Genomic DNA, 21,220 nt, shown 5'->3' with positions numbered 1-21,220 from the left:
GAATCTCATCCGTGCTGAGCCCCGATGATAGTGACCTCGCAGCGCCGCTGCACCCGCCTACACCGGGCGCATCGGACGACCCGGCCACCGGATCCGCACATGAAGTCAACGAACGCGGCCTCACCGACATCGGCCCCGGAAGCCTTGGGCGCGCCGTCGCGACACCTTGGGCCTCGAATTCGGAGGTAGACCCAGTCGACCGTCGTCTCGCCCTCGCCCGCTCGTGGGACGATCTGCTCGCAGAGGTCCGAGCGCTCCCCGGATTCGAGACTTTTCTGCGACCACCGACTTACAAGGACCTCCTCCGTGCCGCAGCGCATGGTCCGGTCGTGACCATCAACGTCAGCGAGTGGCGTTGCGACGCGCTGTTCCTCACCTCTGACGGTGTCGAGGCAGTATCGCTACCTGACCTCTCGCTGCGCGACGCCGAGCGACACCTCGAACGGCATCTCGCCGCGCTCGCGTGGTTCGACCAGTCCGTTGCCGAGTTCGAGGCGGCCGTCGCCGCCCTACAACGGGACCACTCCGACCGCGACGCTATACGGCTGCGCCAAGAAGCAGGTGCTCGTCGCCGCCAAGCGACACTCGACCTGGATGAGGAACTAACCGAGCTCGCCGGATGGCTGTGGGACGTCGTCATGGTCCCGCTTCTCGATAGGCTCCCTGCGCCAGGCACCGGCGATCTCCGTCCACGCGTGTGGTGGTGCCCCACCGGCCCACTCGCGTTCCTCCCACTGCATGCAGCCGGACGCGGCACCCAGTGGCTGCATGACATGGTTGTGTCGTCGACGACCCCGACCGTCAGGTCTCTCCTCGACGCACGGACCGACAGCAGCACACCGTCTCGCGACACCGGGACCCCCACTCGGCCCCGTCGACGGTTCCTGGTCGCCTCGACCTTCGCCTCGACCGGCGAGCTACTCACCGGCTCGCTCAGCCGACTGACCGCGACCGACATCGTCGAATGCTCGGACGTCGCAGGAGTACGACGACAACTAGAGACCTGCGACTTCGTCCACTTTGACTGCCATGGCGACCAGGTCCTCGCCGATCCTTCCCAGGGCGGGGTCAGGCTCAGCGACGGAGTACTGAGAGTTTTCGACGTCTCTTCCATCTCTGCGACAGGCGAGTTCGCCGCCCTTGCAGCCTGCAAGACCGCCGTTGGCGGCGTAGACCTCCTCGATGAGGCCATCACCCTTTCCGCAGCACTTCACTACGCCGGGTTCCGTCACGTCGTTGGGACCCTGTGGAACCTCGCCGAATCCGTCGCCCAATCAGCTTTCGCCGCAATCTACGACCAGCTTGTCACCGACGACGGCAGCTTCGACCCGATCAACTCAGCCCGAGCCCTCGCATCCTCCGTCGACCAGCTCCGCGCCGACGGCGAAAGCCTCCACTCGTGGGCCTCTCTAATTCATATTGGGCCCTAATCTCACGCGCGCGAGACCTCCGCCGCGCGGGACCGATTCTCACAACGCCGAGCTGACGACGACACCAGCCAGCTACATCCGGCTCCAAGTACGTCGACATGCGAGACGACGACCAGATCTAGACACCCTTTGAGCAGAGGCAAGGAAAAATGACGACACACAAGGACGACGTGCCCTTCGTGGAGCGCACAGGTAGCGACCTCAATGAAGCAGCCACAAAATCCCTCATCAAGGACACCTCACGCAATAGAGAAGTCGACTACGAAGTCTCCTGTCCGACCTGCCTCGGCAAGGTCCAGGTCACCGAGTTCGCCGGTGGGACCTTCCGCACTACCGCTGTTTCCGACTCAGAGATCGACATCTCGAACCCTCAAGCCCCGTGGCCAGGCGCGCAGCACGTCTTGGTGGTCGCTATGCAATGTGGATGCGGCATTCGTCACCCGGGCGCGCCCCAAGGAGTCACCGGATGCGGCTCACTATGGGTAGTGCCGGAATGAGCAACCTTCCGAACTACTCCGCAGACGAGATCAAGGGGATCATCGCCCAGCGCGACCGACTCCAGTCCGCCGAGCTCGCGCTCACCCGCGAGCGCGCGGCGAACTGGTCCAAGGGCATCGGCGCACTCCTCGTAGCCGCGCTAGCATTCAGTCTGATCAAGGGACGAGACGACCTCACCGGACTCGACCCCAAGTGGGCCATAGGTGTCGGGGGATGTCTTGCCACCGCGACCGTGCTTGCCACTTTCGCCGCGTATAAGCTGTTCAGGGCCTCGTACGGGCCGTTGAAACCACTCAAGTCCGAGGTGACTGACCATCAGGAGGCGACCTCGACCATGCACGCGCTCATGTGCGGGCTGGTCGCGACCGTGTTCGCGTTTATCGCCCTCCTCGCTGCCGTCGCGCTGACTTGGTACGGCCCCGACGCAGAAGGGCCCAAGATGGCCGTGACAGACGACGGCGGAATTGTGTGGTGTGGAGAGCCGACCAAGACCGGCAGCGGCGACCTGACACTGCAGGTGAAGGGTCAGCAGATGAAGTTCGATCTCGACACAATCAGTAGGCTCGACGTCGCCGACTCTTGTCCGCAGTAGCTACGCACCTTGCGAACACCGCTGGCTGGACAGACAAAAAGCCCCGACGCACACAGTAGTTCTCTCACCTTCGACATCGGCAAAGTCGCTCGCGCGATGACGGCGTCAATGGCGAGACCTCTTCCGGCAAGATGCGGCTACTCTGAAACAGGACTCGGAGCGCCTCAGATGGCGAGGTTCACGCCGATCGGCTCGACCTCTATAACACTTTAAGGGCCGGTCATCGTGAGCGCACGACGGGTTGCATCTACCCGGTCAGCGAGTGCCGGGGCCACTCGACGGAGCCGATCGACCTCGGATGCGGCAGGGGTGGCCCGGAACCAGAGTTGCGACAGGCCGCCGTCGAGAACCGCCATGGCTGCAGCGGGGCTCTCGGCGTTAAGGACCATCGCGCCCGCGTCGCGAGCAAGGCCCTGCCAGACTGCAAGCCGACGGGTGCGGCTGACCGGGTCGATCCCGTGCCACGCCGCGGCCGGGAGCAGGTCGACGGCAGCCCGGTACAAACCGGCCGACCTGACCGGGTGTGCGACATTCGCGCGAGCCACAGTGACGAGCCCTTCAAGGCGTAAGGGGACGGGTGCAGTCGTGCTCGAGGCGACTTCCTCCCACAGTCGCATAACCCGAGGATCGCGTCGCCCGCCCGGTTGCTCGACGAGCATCCTGGCGGCGTTGGCCGCGTAGGCGACCCCGGACGCCGTTCCGATGGACGCGGGATGCTCGTAGGCGGCAAGGGTGGCCTCGACGGCCTCCTTGGTCTGGCCATCGCGGTAAAGGCAGAGCCCGAGGTTGCTCAGGAACGCGCCGCGGTCCGGATGGTCCTCCGGGCATCTCTTGACTGCCTTTCGGGCTGTGTCCAGCGCCACGTCGAGGTGAGGTCGGCTGCCAGTCTCCTCGAATAGCGTTCGCGCGGCCAGGGACAGGTTTGACAGGGCGACAGCGCTGACGCGTTCACCCGCGAGACGGATACCGATGCCGGCCTCTCGGTATGCCAGGTGGACAAATTCGATGTCCCCGGCTGCCTCGAACGCAGTGAGCAGGTGGACAGAGAGATTCGAATGGACCGAGGCGTTGCGGATGCTGTCAGTTGCCTCGGCTGCGGCGGTCCGGCCGAGGCCGATGGAGGTCAGGACGGCAGTCCGGTCGCCGGTCCAGTCGAACCAGGACATCGCTGTACCGGCTGCGTTGATAAGCAAGTCGACTCGGTCAGAGTGTCCTACTGGCATGGCTTGCGCAGCCGTCCTGGCCATCCGAAGCGCATCTTGGAGGTCTTGGAGCTGTCCGTAGAAGGTGCCACGAGCATGAAGGGCCGAGGCGAGGTTCCCGACCCGTCCGCTGTGGCCAGTAGCGGGGCCGGAAGCGACGGCTCGGCGTCCTAGATCGATGGACTCGTCGATGTCGGATCGGTGTCGGTGCCTCTCGAAGCGTGTGCTCAACGACGCCGCAAGGTTCGTGAGTCGCCGGACGATGTCGAGGTCCTCCGGGTCACTGAGGCGGACTGCTTTGCGTCCGACGTCGACCGCCTCATCAAGGATCTCCTCGTCGCTGTGTCGGTCGAACAGGGTCCGCAGCGCAGATCCGAGGTTGGACAGTCGTGACGGGAGGAACGGATCTCCGGCGACGGTAAGGCGTGCGCCCGCGCGTGCTGCCACAACGGCTTGGTCGAGGTCAAGGTCGCGGGCGAGCATCTCGAAGCGGAAAAGAAGGACGACTGCCAGGTTGGACTGGTCGGCAGCTGTGCCTCGCTCGCCTGCCAGTGCGTCGAAAAGGTCGACGGCCTCGTTGAGCGCGTCGAGGTCAGAGGTCGCCTCGGCCAAATTCATCAAGGCACCGGCGAGGTTCGCGGTCGCAGCCAGCCTCGGCTGCCCGCTGATTCGACCTGGAACCAAGACCCACCGTCCGAGGCCGATCGCTCGGTCAAGGTCTGGGCGGCGGTCGAGTTGCTCAAACCGAGTCGTCAGGTAACCGACCAGTGTGGCAGCGTGACGTACGGCGTCAGAGACCTCGCCCGGTCCCTCCGCATCACTCCGCCCTGACCCACGCGGGACCGTCGGGTCAATTGCGCCGTCGGGCTCCGGCGCAGCCGTTTCAACCTGGCCTCCCAGAGGGCGTCGCTTACTGTCGGGCCATGCCTCGGCAGCCTCCTCGAACAGTTCCTCGAGTCGGGTTATAGCAGCGTCGAGGAGGTCGCCTGAGAGCCACTCGGGGTCTCCGAACTCTTCCCAGTCCTCATCGTAGATCGAATCGTCGAGCGCCGCGCGCACGGACTCAGGGACACGGCTGGGGTTGGTACGTCGTACCCGGGCGAACCACTTCAGGCCCGCCTTCAAATCGTCGCGGTCCCGCCCGGCGGGAAGACTCTGAAACCTGCCAAGCCTGACCCGCGCTAGCAAGTCCGCCATGTCCTCCGACGCAAACAACTCCCGGCCCTTGAGGGACAGTTCGACGGTCTCGAGCGCGTGGGCTCCCTGTTCGTCCAACAGGCCAGTCGCATCATCGCGACTCGCGTAATCACTCAGTGCCTGCAGCAGCAGACGGATCTGAGGCTCCAGCGACTGCCCGGAGAACAAGAACTGGTCACTCATACCGAGACCGTTGGCGGGGCGATCCCGCGAACCTGCCTGGCGTACGCGTCAGCTGCTCGAGCAGAGCCGCGAGGCACAACGCGGCGGGCGTCGCTCATCTCGTTGCCTTAGTGATCATGAACACATTCTGCAGCAGACTGTATGACAACTCCACTGTCCGGCGACCAGGACACTTACTCGCATGGACGCCGTAGGCAATCACGCTCCGCATCATTCCCGAGCATGACTTCGACATGCTCGGTGCATGACAGGTTGCTTGTACCGCCTGCCAGGAGACAGTTTCACCGCTATCGCGTTCAGCGCTGACCCGCCCCCGGACCCGCAGGGACCCGCCACAGGTGGCGCGGTTGCGCTACGCGCGACCTAGGCGACCACATCGAGACACGCCGCTGGAGTCACCGCAGCCGCCAGGAGGTCGAGACCGCCGCCGGCCTCGTCTGATCCCCGGCGAGATCGGCACCCAGTCCTCCGTCCCATCACAAGACCTGCTCAGCACGAGCGTCGGCGCGAGACGGCTCGCCCGGGCCAGACCGAATCCGGGCCGCGCGACATCACAGACTTCGATGGCTTGCCGAACCAGGGGAACCATGGAGCGGGCCGCCGCCTACAACATCACCGTCGGACGCCAAGGGGCGAAGACGCCGCATTTCCGGCGACCAGACCCAGCCCTAGCGAGGGGGCGACCCAGGACGAGCAGTGACGTAGACGTCATCGCTCGGAGGTAGCGGGCACTTGCCCGCCTGACTATCCGCGCCCCGACTGTCGGGGCTGATCGCTTTAAGGAGCGGGACCTGCACCGTCACTGATCCTTTCATGTACGACTCTCGCGCTGCGAGGGCGACCTGCAGCGCCGTCCTGGCGTCGTGAACACCCGGGCTCGGCAGTCGCTCTTCGCGGACGGCTGCCGCGAACTCGTCGATGGACGAACGGAACGCTTGACCGAAGCGGCCCAGGACCGACCCGGCCGCCTCGCTTCGGCGCCGTATAGCGAGCCCCTCGGCCCGTGCGCCGCCCAGCTGCAGTGCGCCGTCGGTGCCGATAACCTCAGCCGCGACGTCGTACCCGTAAGAGGCGAAACGAGTCCACTCAGTCACGGCTATGGCCCCACCCGACAGCGCCAGGGTCGTCGAGCACGTATCGATGTCTCCGACCTCGGCGAGTCCGTGGTAGACGGCGACGGCGCCGGTGGCACTCACGGTCTGGATCTCCTGACCAAACAGGAACCGGGCGAGGTCGTAGTCGTGGATGGCACAGTTTACGAACAGCCCGCCGTTCTTCTCGAATCCCCAGTTCGCCGGCGACGAGGCGTCTGGGTCACGGCCATACGACTTGAGGTAGACGGGTCGACCGATTTCGCCAGCGTCGATGAGCCGTTTCATCTCCAGATAGCCGGCGTCCCACCGGCGCTGGTAACCGATCTGGAATGGGACGCGGGCACGTTCGACCGCTGCAAGAACACGGTCGGACTCTTCTGACGTCAGGCCGACCGGCTTCTCGGTAAAGATAGCGACGCCGGCGTCGGCGCATGCCGCGATGTGGCGGGCATGGTACTGCGTATTCGACGCGATAATTACTGCGTCGAGACTTTGGCCCAGAAAGTGGGCGAGGTCGTCGAAGACGGGGACACGATGGAGTCGTGCCGCCCGGTCTCGCGCGGCAACGCTCGTATCGCACACTGCGACGAGCCTCGCGGCTGGGGACGCCACGACCGCCTCAGCGTGTATCGCGCCCATTCTTCCGAAACCGAGGACGCCGACTCTTATAGTCGGAGCAGTCCTGAGATTCATGGGCGGGATTCTAAGTGATTCGCGCCGACTCCGAGACGCAGGATGGCGATTTTGCACAGCGAATCCCGACGTGGATTACGGGCCATTGCCGACGTCACACTCGCTGGGGTGCGCGAGAGCCACGAGGCCCACGCGTGGGTCAGCACGGCCGTCTAGCCCACCAACGCCCGGCAGACGTGAGCGAAGTCCGCGAAGCCCAGCCCAGAGTGTGGCGCGGCCCCGGTCGACCTCGAACAGTGCCTTCTCCGGGTCGCCTGATGCGACCGAGGCTGCCGCCGCGTCAGTGGCAAGGCCAGACAGACGCGCTGTCTCAAATTCCGCGCTGCGTCGGTCGAGGCCGATCAAGCCTAGGACGGTAGCCAGGTCGAGCGCCAGGCTGTACGCGGCGACAGCAGACTCATGTCGCCCAAGCCTAGTCGCGCAGTCACCAGCGACTCGTGCCGAGTCGAGCCGGTCGCCTGGGGCCGCCGAGCCATTAGAGGCGACCTTCGCCCGCCATTCGATAGACTCCTCGGCGTCAGCGATGACCGTCGTGACCTCCCATCTCGCCCACAGCGCCCGCGCGAGGCCTGCAGCGGACTGCACCCGATCCTGCACTTGCGAAGCCTTGCTGAGCGCCTCGCGAGCGAGATCGACCGCCGCATCCAGGTCGCCGAGATCGGCGCTCGCAGTGAAGGCCAGACGACGTGCCTTGGACAGGTTCCCCAGCCGGGCGCTGAGCTCAACGGCAGGCGTGTACTCGTCGACCGCGGCCGCAAGCATCGAGACGGCACGGCGCACCTGTCGTGACTCATTGGTAAGCCGATAGAGCTCAAGCGCGGCGAGTCCTGCGTTCGTCAGCAGACCCCCGCGCTCGTACGGTTGATGCTCGAAGAGCGTCTGCTCCGAAAGGTGGACCGCTTCGGTCAGGTCCGCCACACGCTGGAACCGGTAGCCGCGCACCGCGAGAGTGTCGGCGAGGTTACTCACGATGAGGTGGCGGATTTGCGGACGAGCCGCAGGAACGGCCTGTCGCAGCAGGTCGACGGCCTCTTTGATGTCGCCAAAGGCACCGAAGCGGACGAAGCGAGCACGTAGCAAGAGCGCGAGGTTCGAGGTGCGTTCAGACATTTCGGCTGCGGGATCGTCGCAACCGAGACTTCGTCGCGCAGCAGCGACACCGTCCAGGACCGACTGCGCGTCAGTAGTGGCGTCATGTTTGGCACGCAACGCGTTCGCGAGATTCGCGAACTGACGGCGCTGTTGTCTGCCTTCGGGCAGATCCTCGATCAGGTCTCGAGTGTTGGCGATCGCTTCGTCCAGGTAGCCGACGGCAACTTCGACGCTGTCGCCCTCTATCTCATACATGATCTGGAGCGCCGCGCCTAGATCGGCCCGAGACGCGGCCCGTGTGTCCGGGTCGGCGGCGGTCGAGACCGACTCACGCAGGACGTCGACTGCCGCACGCAGATCCTCGACGCGTCGCTCCGCCTGCCATTGAAAAATGAGGCGCTTCGCTAGCGTCCTCGCATCCGCCATGCCGGCCGGGTCGCTCACCTTCACCCATCGGTCCTCTCAAACGTCGCGAGCCGCCGCGAGCGCACTTGCGCGAGAGCGTCTTGTTCACGCGAGGACGCCCGCTATGTCCGACCGGGTGACCGCCGCCCCGCTTGAACACGTATATTCCGCGTCACCCGGGCCAATCATGCCCCTCGACCCGCAGCACGGCTATCGTGACTTCGGACAACAATCCGTCAGCGCACAGTCCGCACCACACAATGGGGCGCGACCGAGATGGAGTGCAGTGCCTGGACCCAAAGGACGTGCGGACGGTTTTTACCTGTCCGAGACAGACCTCTCACACTTCTCCAAGCACGGGTGGGTCGTAGCCGTCGGCGTCGTCCCGTTACCGCTGTGCGAGCGCCTACGCGGCGAGATGGACGAGACGTTCTCACACGTCACTCCCTGGCAGTCCGACAACGGTCTGCAGGGGCTCAGCGAGCCTCATCTGCGTTCGGCCGCTTTCCTCGACCTGTTCCGCGTCCCGGGGCTGGTCGCGGCGTGCCGACAGCTCGTCGGACACAGGCCCCGCCTCCGTCACTGCATTGCCCTAAGGACCACCATCCATCCCCATACAGCGCTGCACCCCGACCGGCTCGCCGACCCGTCTACCTGGGACTGGCACCGCGACTTTGCACCAGACTCGATCATCCGACATCCCGGGACATCAGGCACCCATTTGACATCTCAGGCAGTCGTCGTTGCGGCCTACCTCACCACGTCGGGGGCCGAGCTCGGTGCCACTGCGTTCCTCGACGGCACCCACCTCCGGCCAGGCACGTATGCCGAATTGGCACCGACCGCGATTGTCGTCCAGCCCTCGGTAAGCGCCGGGAGCATCCTGTTCTTCTCTGAAGCCCTGATGCACGCCGCCACTCCAGTCACGGCCGCCCGAACGCGCGACGTCGTCCTGACCTGGATGACCGCGCCGTGGTTCGGCGGCGAGGCACCGGCCCCGTTCGACATCGACCGTTGCAATGAACCAGAGCTCAAAAGCGTATTCGCCGCCCCGCACTTCGGCGACGCCGGGCCCTGAGCCCTCGACTTGCACGAGCCGACCCGAAGCGAGCAGTCTCCTCTAGAATCGTGCCGCCCGGGGCCCTTCCAGCTTTGGGTCCCGCGAGGCTGAGTCTTGACTGATAGGGAGCCCAAACTGGACGTCTACCTCGTCCGCCACGGTCGGTCTGAGTCGAATGCGACCAGTAACACGATCCTCGGACGCTGCGAGAGCAGCCCCCTCGTCAGTTCCGGAGTCGACCAGGCGAGGCGGGTTGGTGTCTCGTTAAGTAAGGCAGGTCTCCTCCCTGCAGCCGTGTACTCATCGCCAACGGTCCGGGCGCGGTCAACCGCCGACCTCGCGCTCCAGGCAGCTGGGCTGACCGGGTCCGGTGCCGAGGTGGTCGAGGAAGCTGCCCTCCACGAGCAGGACGTTGGCGCGTGGTTTGGACGCGTCGCGAGCCTGACCTTCGACGACGAGGTACTTGCTCAGATCGCTCGGTCGGGCAAAGACTTCCGACCGCCGGGCGGCGAGTCCATGAACGACGTCGCGACACGGATGCTCGAATGGCTCGACAGCCTCACTGTTCCGTTTCCGCCGCCTGGGCCCGGCCCTGTCCTGGCGTTCACCCACGGCGGTGCCGTCCGGGCGCTTGTCTCCAGACTTCGCGGCTGGACACACGCGCAAACCTACGCAACCAAGCCCTCAAACTGCTCCGTCACACTGGTCAGCAGTGGCGCTGACCGGATGTGGCGGTGCGAATTCCTCGCACTCACTGCCGACGAGGCGTTCACCCGTCGCACCGCCGAGAGGAGCATCCCGTGAGCGCCGAGGCAACGGTCGCGAGCCTCGCCGCAGCCATCGCGTCCGACTCGGACATCGCTGCCCGGCTCGTGTCGGTTATCTGGATCGGGTCGCACAGCCACGGCCTGGACCTCCACTCGGGATCGGACCTGGACATCCAGGTGATCTTGGACGAGCCTGACGTACTCGCCACGATGGCCCTTGCTCATGTGCTGGCCGGCTTCTCAGGACTCGACCTGAGCATTCTGTATCTGAAGGACATCTGGGACGATTCCGGCGACCTAGATTTTCAGGACGGCACCAAAGGTCCGTTTTTCGTCCCAGTGCTCGCGAGCGGGCGCGTGTTGCACGGCAGCGATGTATACGCATCGCTGCGCGGAAATCTGCCGCCGGACGCTGTGCGGTCTTCACTTCGGTTCACCATCCGGGAGTACCTGGGACGTTTGCGCGTGATGGCCTTGGGTCAGGGAAATCCGGGCGACGCGCAGTTCAACAAGTACGTGATGAAGCTGGCGAAGGACCTCCTTGTCCATGCCGGTCTATTGGACCTGGCCGAAATGGCACAGACACCGAACAGGGACCTAGTCGCCCTTGCCAACCAGATCCTCCCTCCTCAGGCGTGCGCGGTCCTGCAGCGCGCGAGCGACTACACCGACCGGATCGACATCGCCGATCGTGCGCTCGTCGTCGTCGAGCTTGACCGCATCTTCGACACGATTGACGGCCAGGCGACAGGAACCTTGTCGGAGACCTGGCCGTGACGGTCCACTCGAAGCTAGACACCTATAGGCCAACGCACACTTTCGAGGCAGGCGAGTTCTCCGGTCGACGGCGGGCGATAGCGCACCGCTTGTTCACCGAACCGACCTACCCAGCTACCACCGCCATGGACGACATGGGTGCCCTGACTGACTCCTACCTCCGCGCCCTCGTGCCAGCACGCCCGGAATACGCCGTGTGGGCGGGCGGGTCGCTCGGCCGGCGCGAGATGCTCCCCAACTCCGATCTTGATCTTTTCGCCGTCGGCGCAGAACCGACACGACGAGACCAGACCCTCCCCACAATCCCCGCCATAGCTGGCTTCGACCAGGTCGAGACAGGGTCGATCTCATGCCAGCGGCTGTTACTTCTCGCGGACCGGACACTGATCGACCTCAACCAGTTCATCGACGGCCGCGCCCTATGTCAGTCATCCGTCGGTGACGAAGTCACCAGAATCCTCGCCTTGACAAACACCTACGACCGGCAGCACGCGAACATGATCGCCGAGCACTTTTATTACCGCCACTTCGATTTTCTCGACAAGCGAACCGTGCATGGGCCGAACGTCAAATACAGCAGTGGTTCGTCCCGTACAACCCTGTTCTTCAACTTCTACAACCGCATCAGAACCGGCTTGATGCCTGCATCCCGAGAAGCCGGACCCGAGTTCATAGACGGCGTCGCGTCAGCCGAGGAGCAGCTCGGGCTAATTGGACCGTACCGTTCGCTCGACCTGATCCAGGTCGTGAAGAATGCCGCCATCTCCACGTTTGACGCGACGGGCGACGTACGGCAGCGATACGTCTCCCCGCGCAGCTTGGATACGATCTTCGCCCTGTGCGAACAGCGTCTCCGTCCCCTTGGCCATTCGGATGCCAAAATATTCACTGGTGCCTACTTGCATGCGCGACGCGAGGTGGAGGCAGCAGTCGACCTGGTGATCGAGCAGACCGTCCGACGGCACCGGTCCGCGTCCGCCCTAGCCGAGCTCGTTGCATCGCCGTCCCGTAACGTCCCCGCTGCTCTTGAGTGTGCGGTCGAGGCATGCCCAGACGACGCATCGACTGTCCTAGCGCTCGGAGCATGGAGTTTAGTTACCCGTCCCGATGTTACGTGCGGTGACGTCGGGATCCTCACAAAAGCGTTGACCGCACGCGACGCGTCGGAGACCGGCGGCGCGCTGATGGCCGTGGCATGTTGTCCCGTTGCGGACAGCCAGACGCTGAGGTCGGTCGTCAGCTACCTGCGTCATGGCGGAGCAGGATCGTACGTTCTTAAGCTGGTCTCTCGGAACAGAAGTGCGCGGCAGGCGATCCGGTCCGAGGCGATGGCGGCCTACGACGAAGCTGAGTTCGTCCGGGTCACGGGATGACTTCGGATGCCGTATGTGGTGGCCAGCCGCCTGTTCAAGTACTCGGCCGCCGTCTGAGTCCCGTCGATGACCACGCCGGGCGCCGGGTGGAGAAAAAGTGGCATCGACATCCGCGGCGTCATCCCTGCCTTACCGGTTGGCGCTGCTACACGGTGGGCGATCGCCGGGTAGAAGCCGCCGCTGAGTAGCTCAAGCATGACGCCGCCGTTTACCACGAGGCTGGAAGGGTCCCACGGAACCTCGTGCCACGTCGTACCGACCCGCACCTGCAGGCCCGGTGCGCTGCCACAGGCAAGGATGGTGAGCAGATTGGTGTCCTTGTGTGCGCCGGCACGCATCGCGCTCGGAGTCCGGTCATCGCCCAATGGCGGATAGCGCAGTATCCGCAGGAGAGTCTGCTCGTTGCCGCCAACAAGCGTCTGGGCCAACGGCATCGGGAATTTCGCCGCTACAGACTTCGGGGCCCCGTCGCCGAGCAATTGCAGAAGGCTGGCACCCAAGCTCATCGCGAGCTTGCGGTATTCAATTGCTCGACCGCTCACCTCGACCGGGAACCGGCCCCAGGGGAAGACGTGGAAGAACTCTTTGTCGTCGCGGCCATTTACCATCGCGCCCTCCGAGGGCTGGTCGCCGGGCACCGGTCTCGCGAAGTAGCCGTCCTGCTTGTCCTGGGAGAACCGGTATCCGAACTTTGCCTCACCCCGAAAGAAGTCTTCCCACTCGCGGTAGATTGCCTCGACCAGATCCGACGGAATCGGGGAGTTCTTGAGGACAGCGAACCCTGTCTCGTGGACACTGGTCACGAGCTCCGACGGCGCGTTCGGGGACAGAAGATCGACCACACCGATGTCCATGACGCGATAGTGTCACGTGCCCGGTGGTCTCCGCGTCGATCGCGGCGAGTCGACTTAGGGCGGGAGGCAGTTCGATGGTCGGACCAGGAGCCGCCAGCTTCGGTGACGAAGAACGCGCGCAGATACTCGACGTGCTCCAGAGCGGGCATCTATCACGGTTCGGAGACCTGAGCGACCCCCGTTTCAAGCACAAGGTGTTCGACCTCGAACGCGAGTTCGCAGCCTTCTGCGGGGCCCCGCACGCTGTGGCGACGAACTCCGGCACCTCCGCTCTGCTGGTGTCGCTTCAGGCGCTCGGGATCGGGGAGGGTGACGAGGTCCTGGTCCCGGGGTTCACCTACGTCGCCACTTACGCCGCGATCGTCCACGCGCGCGCGGTACCAGTACTCGTCGAGATCGACGAGTCACTGACGATCGATCCGAAGGACCTCGAACGGAAGGTGACCGACAAGACCAAGGCAGTCATCGCGGTCCACATGCTCGGCAACCCGTGTGACATGGATGCCGTCACGGCCGCGGCCAACCGACATGGGCTACACGTGATCGAGGATGCCTGCCAGGCTGCGGGCGCTTCATTCCGGGGTCGTCGCGTGGGGTCTCTTGGCACCTTGGCAGCGTTCTCGTTCAACCGTTACAAGGTGATGTCTGCCGGCGAAGGCGGGATGGTCACGACATCGGACCCCAATCTGTACGAGCGTGCATTTGCCATACACGACCAAGGGCACACACCGCTGCGATCCGGGAAGACCCAGACGAACCCGAGTCTTATTGGACAGAACCTGAAGATGAACGAGCTGACCGGAGCGGTCGCCCTCGCACAGCTTCGCAAGCTCGACGGCATACTCGTCGCCCTTCGCGAACGGAAGAAACTACTGAGATCCCTCATCGATGACGTCGAAGGCGTCAACCCTAGACGTCTCAACGATGACGGCGAGTGCGCGACATTCCTTACCAGCGTTTTTGACGACCGGGCTCATGCAGCCTCGACTGCTGCCTTGCTGGGCGTCGAACCTCTGAGCAAGACTGGTTGGCATAATTACCGCAACATGGACCATATTCGAGACCATCGCACCTACCGGCCCGGATGGTCTGCACGGTCGCGGTTTGCACAGCCCGGGGACCTCCCACGCACCGATGACCTACTGAGCCGGTCCGTCAATGTCGCAGTGGGAGTAACCGACAACGGACTCGGCTCAGGGTTCGGCATCACGGTTCGCTCCACTCCCGAAGAGATCGCAAACGTGGCTCGCCGCTTCTCAGAGGCGATTCGCTCGGGCAGATGACCGCAGCCCGGAGACGTGTCTGCAGTCATAACGGGCGCAGCACAGGCGTCTCGACTTTGGCGTGGGTACGTTCGTCGTTGGACGAGCGAGTCAGCGCAGTACATCAGAGGGAGTTGTTCACTGGACGATTTCTACCGCATTTGAGCCTGTGGGGTGGTGCGAACCTGATGATGCAGCATTCAGCGAGACGTTGCACAGGGTGGCGAAGGATGCTTCGCTGTGGACTCCTTCGGGAATTTCGCGCGGTGAAGAACAGTGTCGAAGCGCTTTCGGCGCCGACGCCGGGGCTGCAGCAACGTGGGTTGACCCGACGCACCCGCTCGACCTGTTCGCGCGACGCCGAATTTCGTTGCCACCGTCTCCAGCTCGTCGGGATTCACTACTCCTCCCCCAACCGAGCCTGCAGCCGCAACAGAGTCGTTCTCATCTTCTGAGCCCCAGCCATCTCCGCCAACTCGCCTCGGTCGCACCGCCGATACAACTGCTCCACCGCCGCCCACACCTCGTCCTCGGCGTCACCGAGACCAGGACGCTTCATCAGATCCAACACTGTCTGCTCGACCGTCGTCACCAGCACCGGACCCAACTCGGTATCGATCCGCTCTGCATCCAAACGCGCGGTATCGCGTACCACGAACCGAACCACCGCCGGCCGATCCGCCAACCGGATCGGGTCGTGCCGCGTCGGAACAGCAATCACCGCCGTCGCCAACGCCCGCGGGATCACGCCATGCATCCGAGCCGCACTGACGCCCATCACCACCGCGTCATCGGGCCCGTAGGCCGCAACCGCGACACCGGCCGCAGCTGCCTCCACGCCGGGCATCCACCCAGTCCCGACGCGATCGTCAGGCACCGCAACATAGAAACCCGTCGCCACCCGATGCAACAGACCCAAGTCCGTCAGCCGCACGAGCTCGGCCCTCGGGTGCGCATACACCTGCGCAGCCGTCGCGGCCCGCACCATCCGCATCGGAAGGCGTGCAAACTCGGGAGGCAACCCGGTCTGACGGCGTCGAACAGCGCTCTTTGTCACGTCGCCTCCCGTGAGTATCGGATACGTAGGCTCCAAGCCTACACATCTGACACCGATTACAAAACCCCTGAACAGCCCGAAACGCAGACTCGAAGTCATCGGAATCCAAGTGCGTCCACAGAGATGCCCAGAAGTGAGTTAGCAACGAGTTGTGACATTCTGTGACACCGAGCCCCTAATCCGACCGATCACCCCGCAAATCCCCAGGTCGCGTTCGTCACAAACCCCAGGTGAACGGCCATGGACGAATCCGGACCATTCCTGAAACGAGCGGTCCCTACCAGGGCAAATAAGAAAGCCCCTGACCATTTTTCCTGGTCAGGGGCTTTCGATGAGCCTCCTAACGGGATTGAACCGTTGACCGCTCGCTTACAAGTATGTTGCGAGACAACCGAATACGTCCACCTGGACCCCCACAGCCGCTCTGACCATTGTCAATCGTTCAGGCGGTACCACCCAGGTTCACGCTCGTTCATACCGACTTGTGACACGCTTGTGACACCGAGATCTGCATCGAAAGTCCATGCGGACCGTGGTGAATCCGCACGGACGCGGTGCGATTCGGGGCGCGCAGAGCGCTCCAAACCACCGCTCGCGATCCACGAAATTCCCATGATTCCAGTGTAGAACTTCACTTCAAGAATCACGTCTGTGGCAGTCAGATCAGACGCGGACAGATCGACGCTCGATACATCCAAGGGATGGAAATCGTAGGCTCTGCAGATATCGACGAGCCAATGGCCTGAACTCGCCGGAGGCGGGTGACCGACAGGCGTCGAGCGCCGACATCGCACCCCGGCACCTGTTGACGCGCCGATATTTTATGTTATGTCAAGTCGTAGTTCAGTCATTCGCATATTCTGCGAACAGCTTCTGCTTGTAAAGGGCACTTGTGCATTTGTGTCTTCGACAGCTGCTGTCACCTGCATGGAGCTTCCTGAGTGCCGCATGAACCAATGTCATAATCCGGCGTTCTCGCGGCTCGCTGTCGAATCTTCTCGGGCCGAAGCAAGCCGTATTTCTTCGACGCGACGCCTCGCCTTGCTGAGATGATCGCGGAACGCCTGTTCGGCGACATTCGGGTCCCCAGTCTCGAGCGCGTCCAACAACTCTTGGTGCGTCTCCACGACTGTCGAGAAATCGTCACGCTGTCGGCGTTCATTGGTCAGCCGTGTGCCGCGTTGACGTTTGACGATAGTGTTCCACATCTCCAAAGTGAGTGCACTGCCTGCAGCCTCGCACACGGATCGATGAAATTCGAGATCGGCATCGATGACCCAGACTGGATCTCCAGCGCGCACGGCCCGTTGCAAATCGCGCAACGCCGCCTTTATCGATTGCAGTTTGACTGAACGCTGTTCGAACATCCGACGGACTGCGAATGCCTCCAACTGTTCCCTCAGCAGGTACAAATCCTCGATTTCGGCCCAGGTGGGTTCCTTGAGCACGGTGCCCGAATAGGGCGTCGTGTCGGCCAACCCCTCCTCGGTAAGGCGACGTAAGGCCTCGCGCACGGGAGCTTGAGAGGTACCGAATCGCGCGGCAAGATGGGCTACGAGCAGGCGTGAGCCTGGCTCTAGTTCTCCCGAGAGAATCTCTTGGAGCAGGCGCGTATAGATCTTGTCCTGCAGGGTCACGCGCTTCCGCCGGTCCTCGGTCATGCGCTCAAGCATTCCATCTCAACCTCCTCACGATGTCTCAAGGGCGTGCGTTTCGCGCTTTGCCCACTGCCTGCTGGCAGCTGCTACTGACAGTGTTCCTCGAACTCCACCCTTGCATTCCTGTTAGATTATCGATAATAATTCTACGGTGGTTGTGGCGCAACTCTCGAACGCCCAGCACGATGTGACCCCGAGCAAAGGAACGAAAAGTGTCGCTTACCAGGAATGATGTCGTCGGAATCTTCCCCCCACTGTTCAGCCCGTTCACTGCGGACGGTGACTTGGATCGTGCGGCGTTTATCGAAGATATCGAGTACCAGCTGCAGCACCCGGTGACCGGTCTGGTCGTCGGCGGCAGCACCGGTGAAGGCCATGCTTTGACCGGTGAGGAGCTGACCGAGCTGACCAAGATCGCGGTCGAGCACGTCAAGGGGCGCATCCCGATCGTCACCGGCATCATCACCACCACCACCCGTGACGCGGTGGCCCGTGGCCGGGCGGCTCGTGAAGTGGGTGCGGCCGGTGTGATGGTGACACCGCCGATCTACCAGTCCCCCAGCTTCGACGGCATGATCGACTTCTACGACCGCATCCACAAGGACACCGAGCTGCCGGTCATCATCTACAACGTTCTCAGCCACGCCCCCGTCACTCCGGCCATCACTCAGAAGCTCGCCGAGATCGGTGCGATCATCGCCACCAAGGAGAGCGTCGGCGGATCCTTCGCAACACTGTCGGAGCTGCTCGACACCGTCGCCGACCAGATCTCGGTGACGTGGGCGCAGGACCACCTGCTTTACCCGGGTCTGGCTCTCGGTGCCACCGGCTCCATTTCCGGTACCGGAGCTATGTTCCCGGGCGAGAGCATCGCGATGCTCGAGGCGATCAAGCGCAATGACTACGACGAGGCCAAGCGGATCCACTTCGCGCTCGCTCCGCTCACTCGCGCGGTGATGAACGGAAAGAACTGGCCGGCTTGGATCAAGGCTGTCGCCACCGAGCAGGGTCGCCAGGTCGGGCCCGCACGTCTGCCGTTCGTACCGCTCAACGACGAGGAACTGCAGGCGGTCAAGTCCGGCCTCGAAATCGTCAAGACAGCACTCGCTCCCGCAACAGTCTGAGGAAAACCGGACAGTACGAAATAGTTTCTCCCGCCAAAGGCCGTGGGCAACATGCGACTCCCGAGATATTCGGTGCTGTCGCAGGCCCACGGCCTTAGGCGTTGTGTTCCGATAGTTCAGACTGCCCCACAGCCGCTCTCGCGCTGGATGGCGACATTCGGATCGGTAAGAACGGAGACCTTTGCAGCCGGAAAGCGCGATCAAGGAGCGATCAGATGACTGACCCATATCTGGCAGAGGACACGGCGAAGACGCCTGAAGGTACGGTCAAGACCCGCAGGCAGGTGCCTCGGCCCGCGGAAGTCCGCGACCTTCTGCAGTTCCGAAAGCCAGAGTTCAATCGGGTCGAGCGGCGACTTGGTGCGGCGTTGACCATCGAAGATCTGCGTCAGGTCAGTCGTCGGACCACACCCCGCGCGGTATTCGACTACGTAGACGGGGCTGCAGACTGCGAGGTCACCGTCGCCGAGAACGCGTCGGCCTTTCGACGGGCGACGTTCGTACCAGAACTGCTCGGTTCCGTTGCCGATGCGGATCCCTCCGTCGACCTGTTGGGTGAACACCTCGATTTTCCGCTCGTGCTGGCACCCACTGGATTCACTCGAATGATGCAGCAAGAGGGCGAGAGTGCTGTTGCACGGGTGGCGCAGCGAAATCGGATCCCCTACGCACTATCGACGCTCGGTACTACCGACATCGAAGACCTCTACAGAGCAGCGCCGCAGGGCAACAACTGGTTTCAGCTCTACTTCACCAACGACCCTGCAATCAACGGTAATTTGCTGGAGCGGGCTCTGGCCCAAGGGTGCACGACGTTGATCGTCACGCTCGACTGCGCAGTCGGAGGGCGTCGACTCAAAGATGTCCGCAACGGGCTCACCATTCCTCCCTCACTGACCGTGCGGACCTTCTTCGACATGGCACGCTATCCGGGGTGGTGCTTCGACAAACTGACAACACCCCCCATCGAATTTGCCTCGGTCCGCAATTTCCCAGGTACCAACGCCGAAGTTGCAGCCAAATTATTCGATCCCAGTTTCGATAGCGACGATCTCGCATGGCTCCGGCGCGCTTGGCCACACACATTGTTGGTCAAGGGCGTCCTCAGTGGCGCTGAAGCTCGAAAGATTGTGGACCTCGGTGCCGATGGCGTCATCGTCTCCAATCATGGCGGCCGTCAACTTGACCGCACACCTGCAACATTGGATGTTCTGCCGGAGATCAGAGCTGCAGTCGGCCCGAACGTCACCGTTCTACTCGACGGTGGCGTTCTGCATGGACAGGACATTGCCGCGGCGGTCGCGCATGGTGCGGACGCGGTGATGGTTGGACGGGCCTATCTCTACGGCCTCATGGCCGGTGGCGAACGCGGTGTACAACGTGCAGTCGAGATTCTCCGCGAGCAATATCTACGAACCCTCCAGCTGGTCGGTGTCCGTTCAACCGCTGAACTGACCCCAAGTCATGTTCGCCTGAATCCAACGCATTCCACCTACTGACGAACTGCGCTGGGTGAGCAGCGCGGCCCTATAGGTTCCTTATTGGTCGATCGAGACACATTCGGCGGTCGGCACTCGCACCGTGCGCAGCAGCGCCATCAGCGATCGCGTGTCGACAATACCGAAACCGGCTCAGGTGTTGCTCGAACTAACACCAGCGCACGGTGCACGGCCACCGTGCGCTCGGTGCTGCCCGCCGAATCGGATGGCCAAGAGCACTGTCTCAACGGAGTAGTGCCGACGCGGGGTCGCAACTACTTCCGACCCGAGTACCTGGCAACTGCCCCTGCCCTGTTGTCGGACCTTCGAACACGAATCGGACCCGTTCTTCCCTGCTGTGGCACCCCCGCTGTTCGTACCTCGTAGAAACTTTCTGGCTCAACGCCTTGCATCTTCGAATCATTATCGATAATAATGCATTCAGCAGGCTGTGGCTCACGTCACCAAGCCCAGCACGATGTGACCCCGAGCAAAGGAACGAAAAGTGTCGCTTACCAGGAATGATGTCGTCGGAATCTTCCCCCCACTGTTCAGCCCGTTCACTGCGGACGGTGACTTGGATCGTGCGGCGTTTATCGAAGATATCGAGTACCAGCTGCAGCACCCGGTGACCGGTCTGGTCGTCGGCGGCAGCACCGGTGAAGGCCATGCTTTGACCGGTGAGGAGCTGACCGAGCTGACCAAGATCGCGGTCGAGCACGTCAAGGGGCGCATCCCGATCGTCACCGGCATCATCACCACCACCACCCGTGACGCGGTGGCCCGTGGCCGGGCGGCTCGTGAAGTGGGTGCGGCCGGTGTGATGGTGACACCGCCGATCTACCAGTCCCCCAGCTTCGACGGCATGATCGACTTCTACGACCGCATCCACAAGGACACCGAGCTGCCGGTCATCATCTACAACGTTCTCAGCCACGCCCCCGTCACTCCGGCCATCACTCAGAAGCTCGCCGAGATCGGTGCGATCATCGCCACCAAGGAGAGCGTCGGCGGATCCTTCGCAACACTGTCGGAGCTGCTCGACACCGTCGCCGACCAGATCTCGGTGACGTGGGCGCAGGACCACCTGCTTTACCCGGGTCTGGCTCTCGGTGCCACCGGCTCCATTTCCGGTACCGGAGCTATGTTCCCGGGCGAGAGCATCGCGATGCTCGAGGCGATCAAGCGCAATGACTACGACGAGGCCAAGCGGATCCACTTCGCGCTCGCTCCGCTCACTCGCGCGGTGATGAACGGAAAGAACTGGCCGGCTTGGATCAAGGCTGTCGCCACCGAGCAGGGTCGCCAGGTCGGGCCCGCACGTCTGCCGTTCGTACCGCTCAACGACGAGGAACTGCAGGCGGTCAAGTCCGGCCTCGAAATCGTCAAGACAGCACTCGCTCCCGCAACAGTCTGAGGAAAAC

The 21,220-nt window shown here is 63.3% G+C and carries 16 protein-coding genes; 10 read left to right on the top strand and 6 right to left on the bottom strand.

Annotated elements, in window-relative coordinates; genetic code table 11:
- Nucleotides 1-11 precede the first annotated feature (11 nt).
- Nucleotides 12-1,430, top strand: a complete 1,419-nt coding sequence (locus CHB96_RS26950; protein WP_089252142.1) for a CHAT domain-containing protein — start codon at nucleotides 12-14, stop codon at nucleotides 1,428-1,430.
- A 493-nt stretch (nucleotides 1,431-1,923) separates the two neighbouring features.
- Nucleotides 1,924-2,520, top strand: coding sequence for a hypothetical protein (locus CHB96_RS26945; RefSeq protein ID WP_141136579.1), 597 nt, complete (start codon nucleotides 1,924-1,926; stop codon nucleotides 2,518-2,520).
- A gap of 209 nt (nucleotides 2,521-2,729) precedes the next feature.
- Here the strand turns inward: CHB96_RS26945 and CHB96_RS26940 are convergent, their stop codons facing one another.
- The 3 genes from CHB96_RS26940 to CHB96_RS26930 all read right to left on the bottom strand — a co-directional run bounded on the left by CHB96_RS26940 (nucleotide 2,730) and on the right by CHB96_RS26930 (nucleotide 8,431).
- Nucleotides 2,730-5,102 (bottom strand): tetratricopeptide repeat protein, encoded by a 2,373-nt coding sequence (locus tag CHB96_RS26940; protein WP_089252138.1) that lies wholly within the window; start codon nucleotides 5,100-5,102, stop codon nucleotides 2,730-2,732.
- A 668-nt stretch (nucleotides 5,103-5,770) separates the two neighbouring features.
- Nucleotides 5,771-6,889, bottom strand: coding sequence for a Gfo/Idh/MocA family protein (locus CHB96_RS26935; protein ID WP_089252136.1), 1,119 nt, complete (start codon nucleotides 6,887-6,889; stop codon nucleotides 5,771-5,773).
- Nucleotides 6,890-6,964: 75 nt separating this feature from the next.
- Nucleotides 6,965-8,431, bottom strand: coding sequence for a hypothetical protein (locus tag CHB96_RS26930; protein WP_141136578.1), 1,467 nt, complete (start codon nucleotides 8,429-8,431; stop codon nucleotides 6,965-6,967).
- 241 nt (nucleotides 8,432-8,672) lie between these two features.
- On the opposite strand from CHB96_RS26930, the gene CHB96_RS26925 reads away from it, so the two are divergent.
- From CHB96_RS26925 to CHB96_RS26910, 4 genes are all read left to right on the top strand, one after another.
- Nucleotides 8,673-9,464, top strand: coding sequence for a phytanoyl-CoA dioxygenase family protein (locus CHB96_RS26925; RefSeq protein ID WP_176444518.1), 792 nt, complete (start codon nucleotides 8,673-8,675; stop codon nucleotides 9,462-9,464).
- 96 nt (nucleotides 9,465-9,560) lie between these two features.
- Nucleotides 9,561-10,250, top strand: coding sequence for a histidine phosphatase family protein (locus tag CHB96_RS26920; RefSeq protein ID WP_089252130.1), 690 nt, complete (start codon nucleotides 9,561-9,563; stop codon nucleotides 10,248-10,250).
- Entirely contained in the window at nucleotides 10,247-10,990 is a 744-nt protein-coding gene (locus CHB96_RS26915) for a hypothetical protein (protein ID WP_089252128.1), read from the top strand. Before CHB96_RS26920 ends, CHB96_RS26915 begins: the two co-directional genes overlap by 4 nt.
- A complete protein-coding gene (locus tag CHB96_RS26910) occupies nucleotides 10,987-12,363 on the top strand; it encodes a nucleotidyltransferase domain-containing protein (protein WP_089252126.1) in 1,377 nt (458 codons plus the stop codon). Before CHB96_RS26915 ends, CHB96_RS26910 begins: the two co-directional genes overlap by 4 nt.
- On the opposite strand, the gene CHB96_RS26905 is transcribed toward CHB96_RS26910, so the two are convergent.
- Complete coding sequence (locus CHB96_RS26905; RefSeq protein WP_052047968.1) at nucleotides 12,327-13,217, bottom strand: 2OG-Fe(II) oxygenase family protein; 891 nt, start codon at nucleotides 13,215-13,217, stop codon at nucleotides 12,327-12,329. The genes CHB96_RS26910 and CHB96_RS26905 overlap by 37 nt on opposite strands.
- A 74-nt stretch (nucleotides 13,218-13,291) precedes the next feature.
- Here CHB96_RS26905 and CHB96_RS26900 point away from each other — a divergent pair, with 74 nt between their 5' ends.
- On the top strand, nucleotides 13,292-14,500 hold the full coding sequence (locus CHB96_RS26900) for a DegT/DnrJ/EryC1/StrS family aminotransferase (protein WP_089252124.1): 1,209 nt from the start codon (nucleotides 13,292-13,294) through the stop codon (nucleotides 14,498-14,500).
- Between the two features lie 379 nt (nucleotides 14,501-14,879).
- Here CHB96_RS26900 and CHB96_RS26895 read toward each other — a convergent pair whose 3' ends face one another.
- Both CHB96_RS26895 and CHB96_RS26885 read right to left on the bottom strand, forming a co-directional pair.
- On the bottom strand, nucleotides 14,880-15,536 hold the full coding sequence (locus CHB96_RS26895; protein WP_342746283.1) for a type IV toxin-antitoxin system AbiEi family antitoxin domain-containing protein: 657 nt from the start codon (nucleotides 15,534-15,536) through the stop codon (nucleotides 14,880-14,882).
- A 959-nt stretch (nucleotides 15,537-16,495) separates the two neighbouring features.
- Nucleotides 16,496-17,209 (bottom strand): GntR family transcriptional regulator, encoded by a 714-nt coding sequence (locus tag CHB96_RS26885; RefSeq protein WP_089252118.1) that lies wholly within the window; start codon nucleotides 17,207-17,209, stop codon nucleotides 16,496-16,498.
- Between the two features lie 197 nt (nucleotides 17,210-17,406).
- Here CHB96_RS26885 and CHB96_RS26880 point away from each other — a divergent pair, with 197 nt between their 5' ends.
- From CHB96_RS26880 to CHB96_RS26870, 3 genes are all read left to right on the top strand, one after another.
- The gene (locus tag CHB96_RS26880) at nucleotides 17,407-18,318 is read left to right on the top strand and encodes a dihydrodipicolinate synthase family protein (RefSeq protein WP_089252114.1); all 912 of its coding nucleotides are present in this window, start codon (nucleotides 17,407-17,409) and stop codon (nucleotides 18,316-18,318) included.
- Between the two features lie 368 nt (nucleotides 18,319-18,686).
- Entirely contained in the window at nucleotides 18,687-19,817 is a 1,131-nt protein-coding gene (locus tag CHB96_RS26875; protein ID WP_245866236.1) for an alpha-hydroxy acid oxidase, read from the top strand.
- 484 nt (nucleotides 19,818-20,301) lie between these two features.
- Nucleotides 20,302-21,213, top strand: coding sequence for a dihydrodipicolinate synthase family protein (locus CHB96_RS26870; RefSeq protein ID WP_089252114.1), 912 nt, complete (start codon nucleotides 20,302-20,304; stop codon nucleotides 21,211-21,213).
- Nucleotides 21,214-21,220: the final 7 nt, after the last annotated feature.

This window comes from Rhodococcoides kyotonense, from assembly GCF_900188125.1.
Lineage (GTDB): Bacteria > Actinomycetota > Actinomycetes > Mycobacteriales > Mycobacteriaceae > Rhodococcoides > Rhodococcoides kyotonense.
The sequence above is the reverse complement of the archived record's forward strand: the minus strand, read 5'-3'. Positions and strand labels throughout refer to the sequence as shown.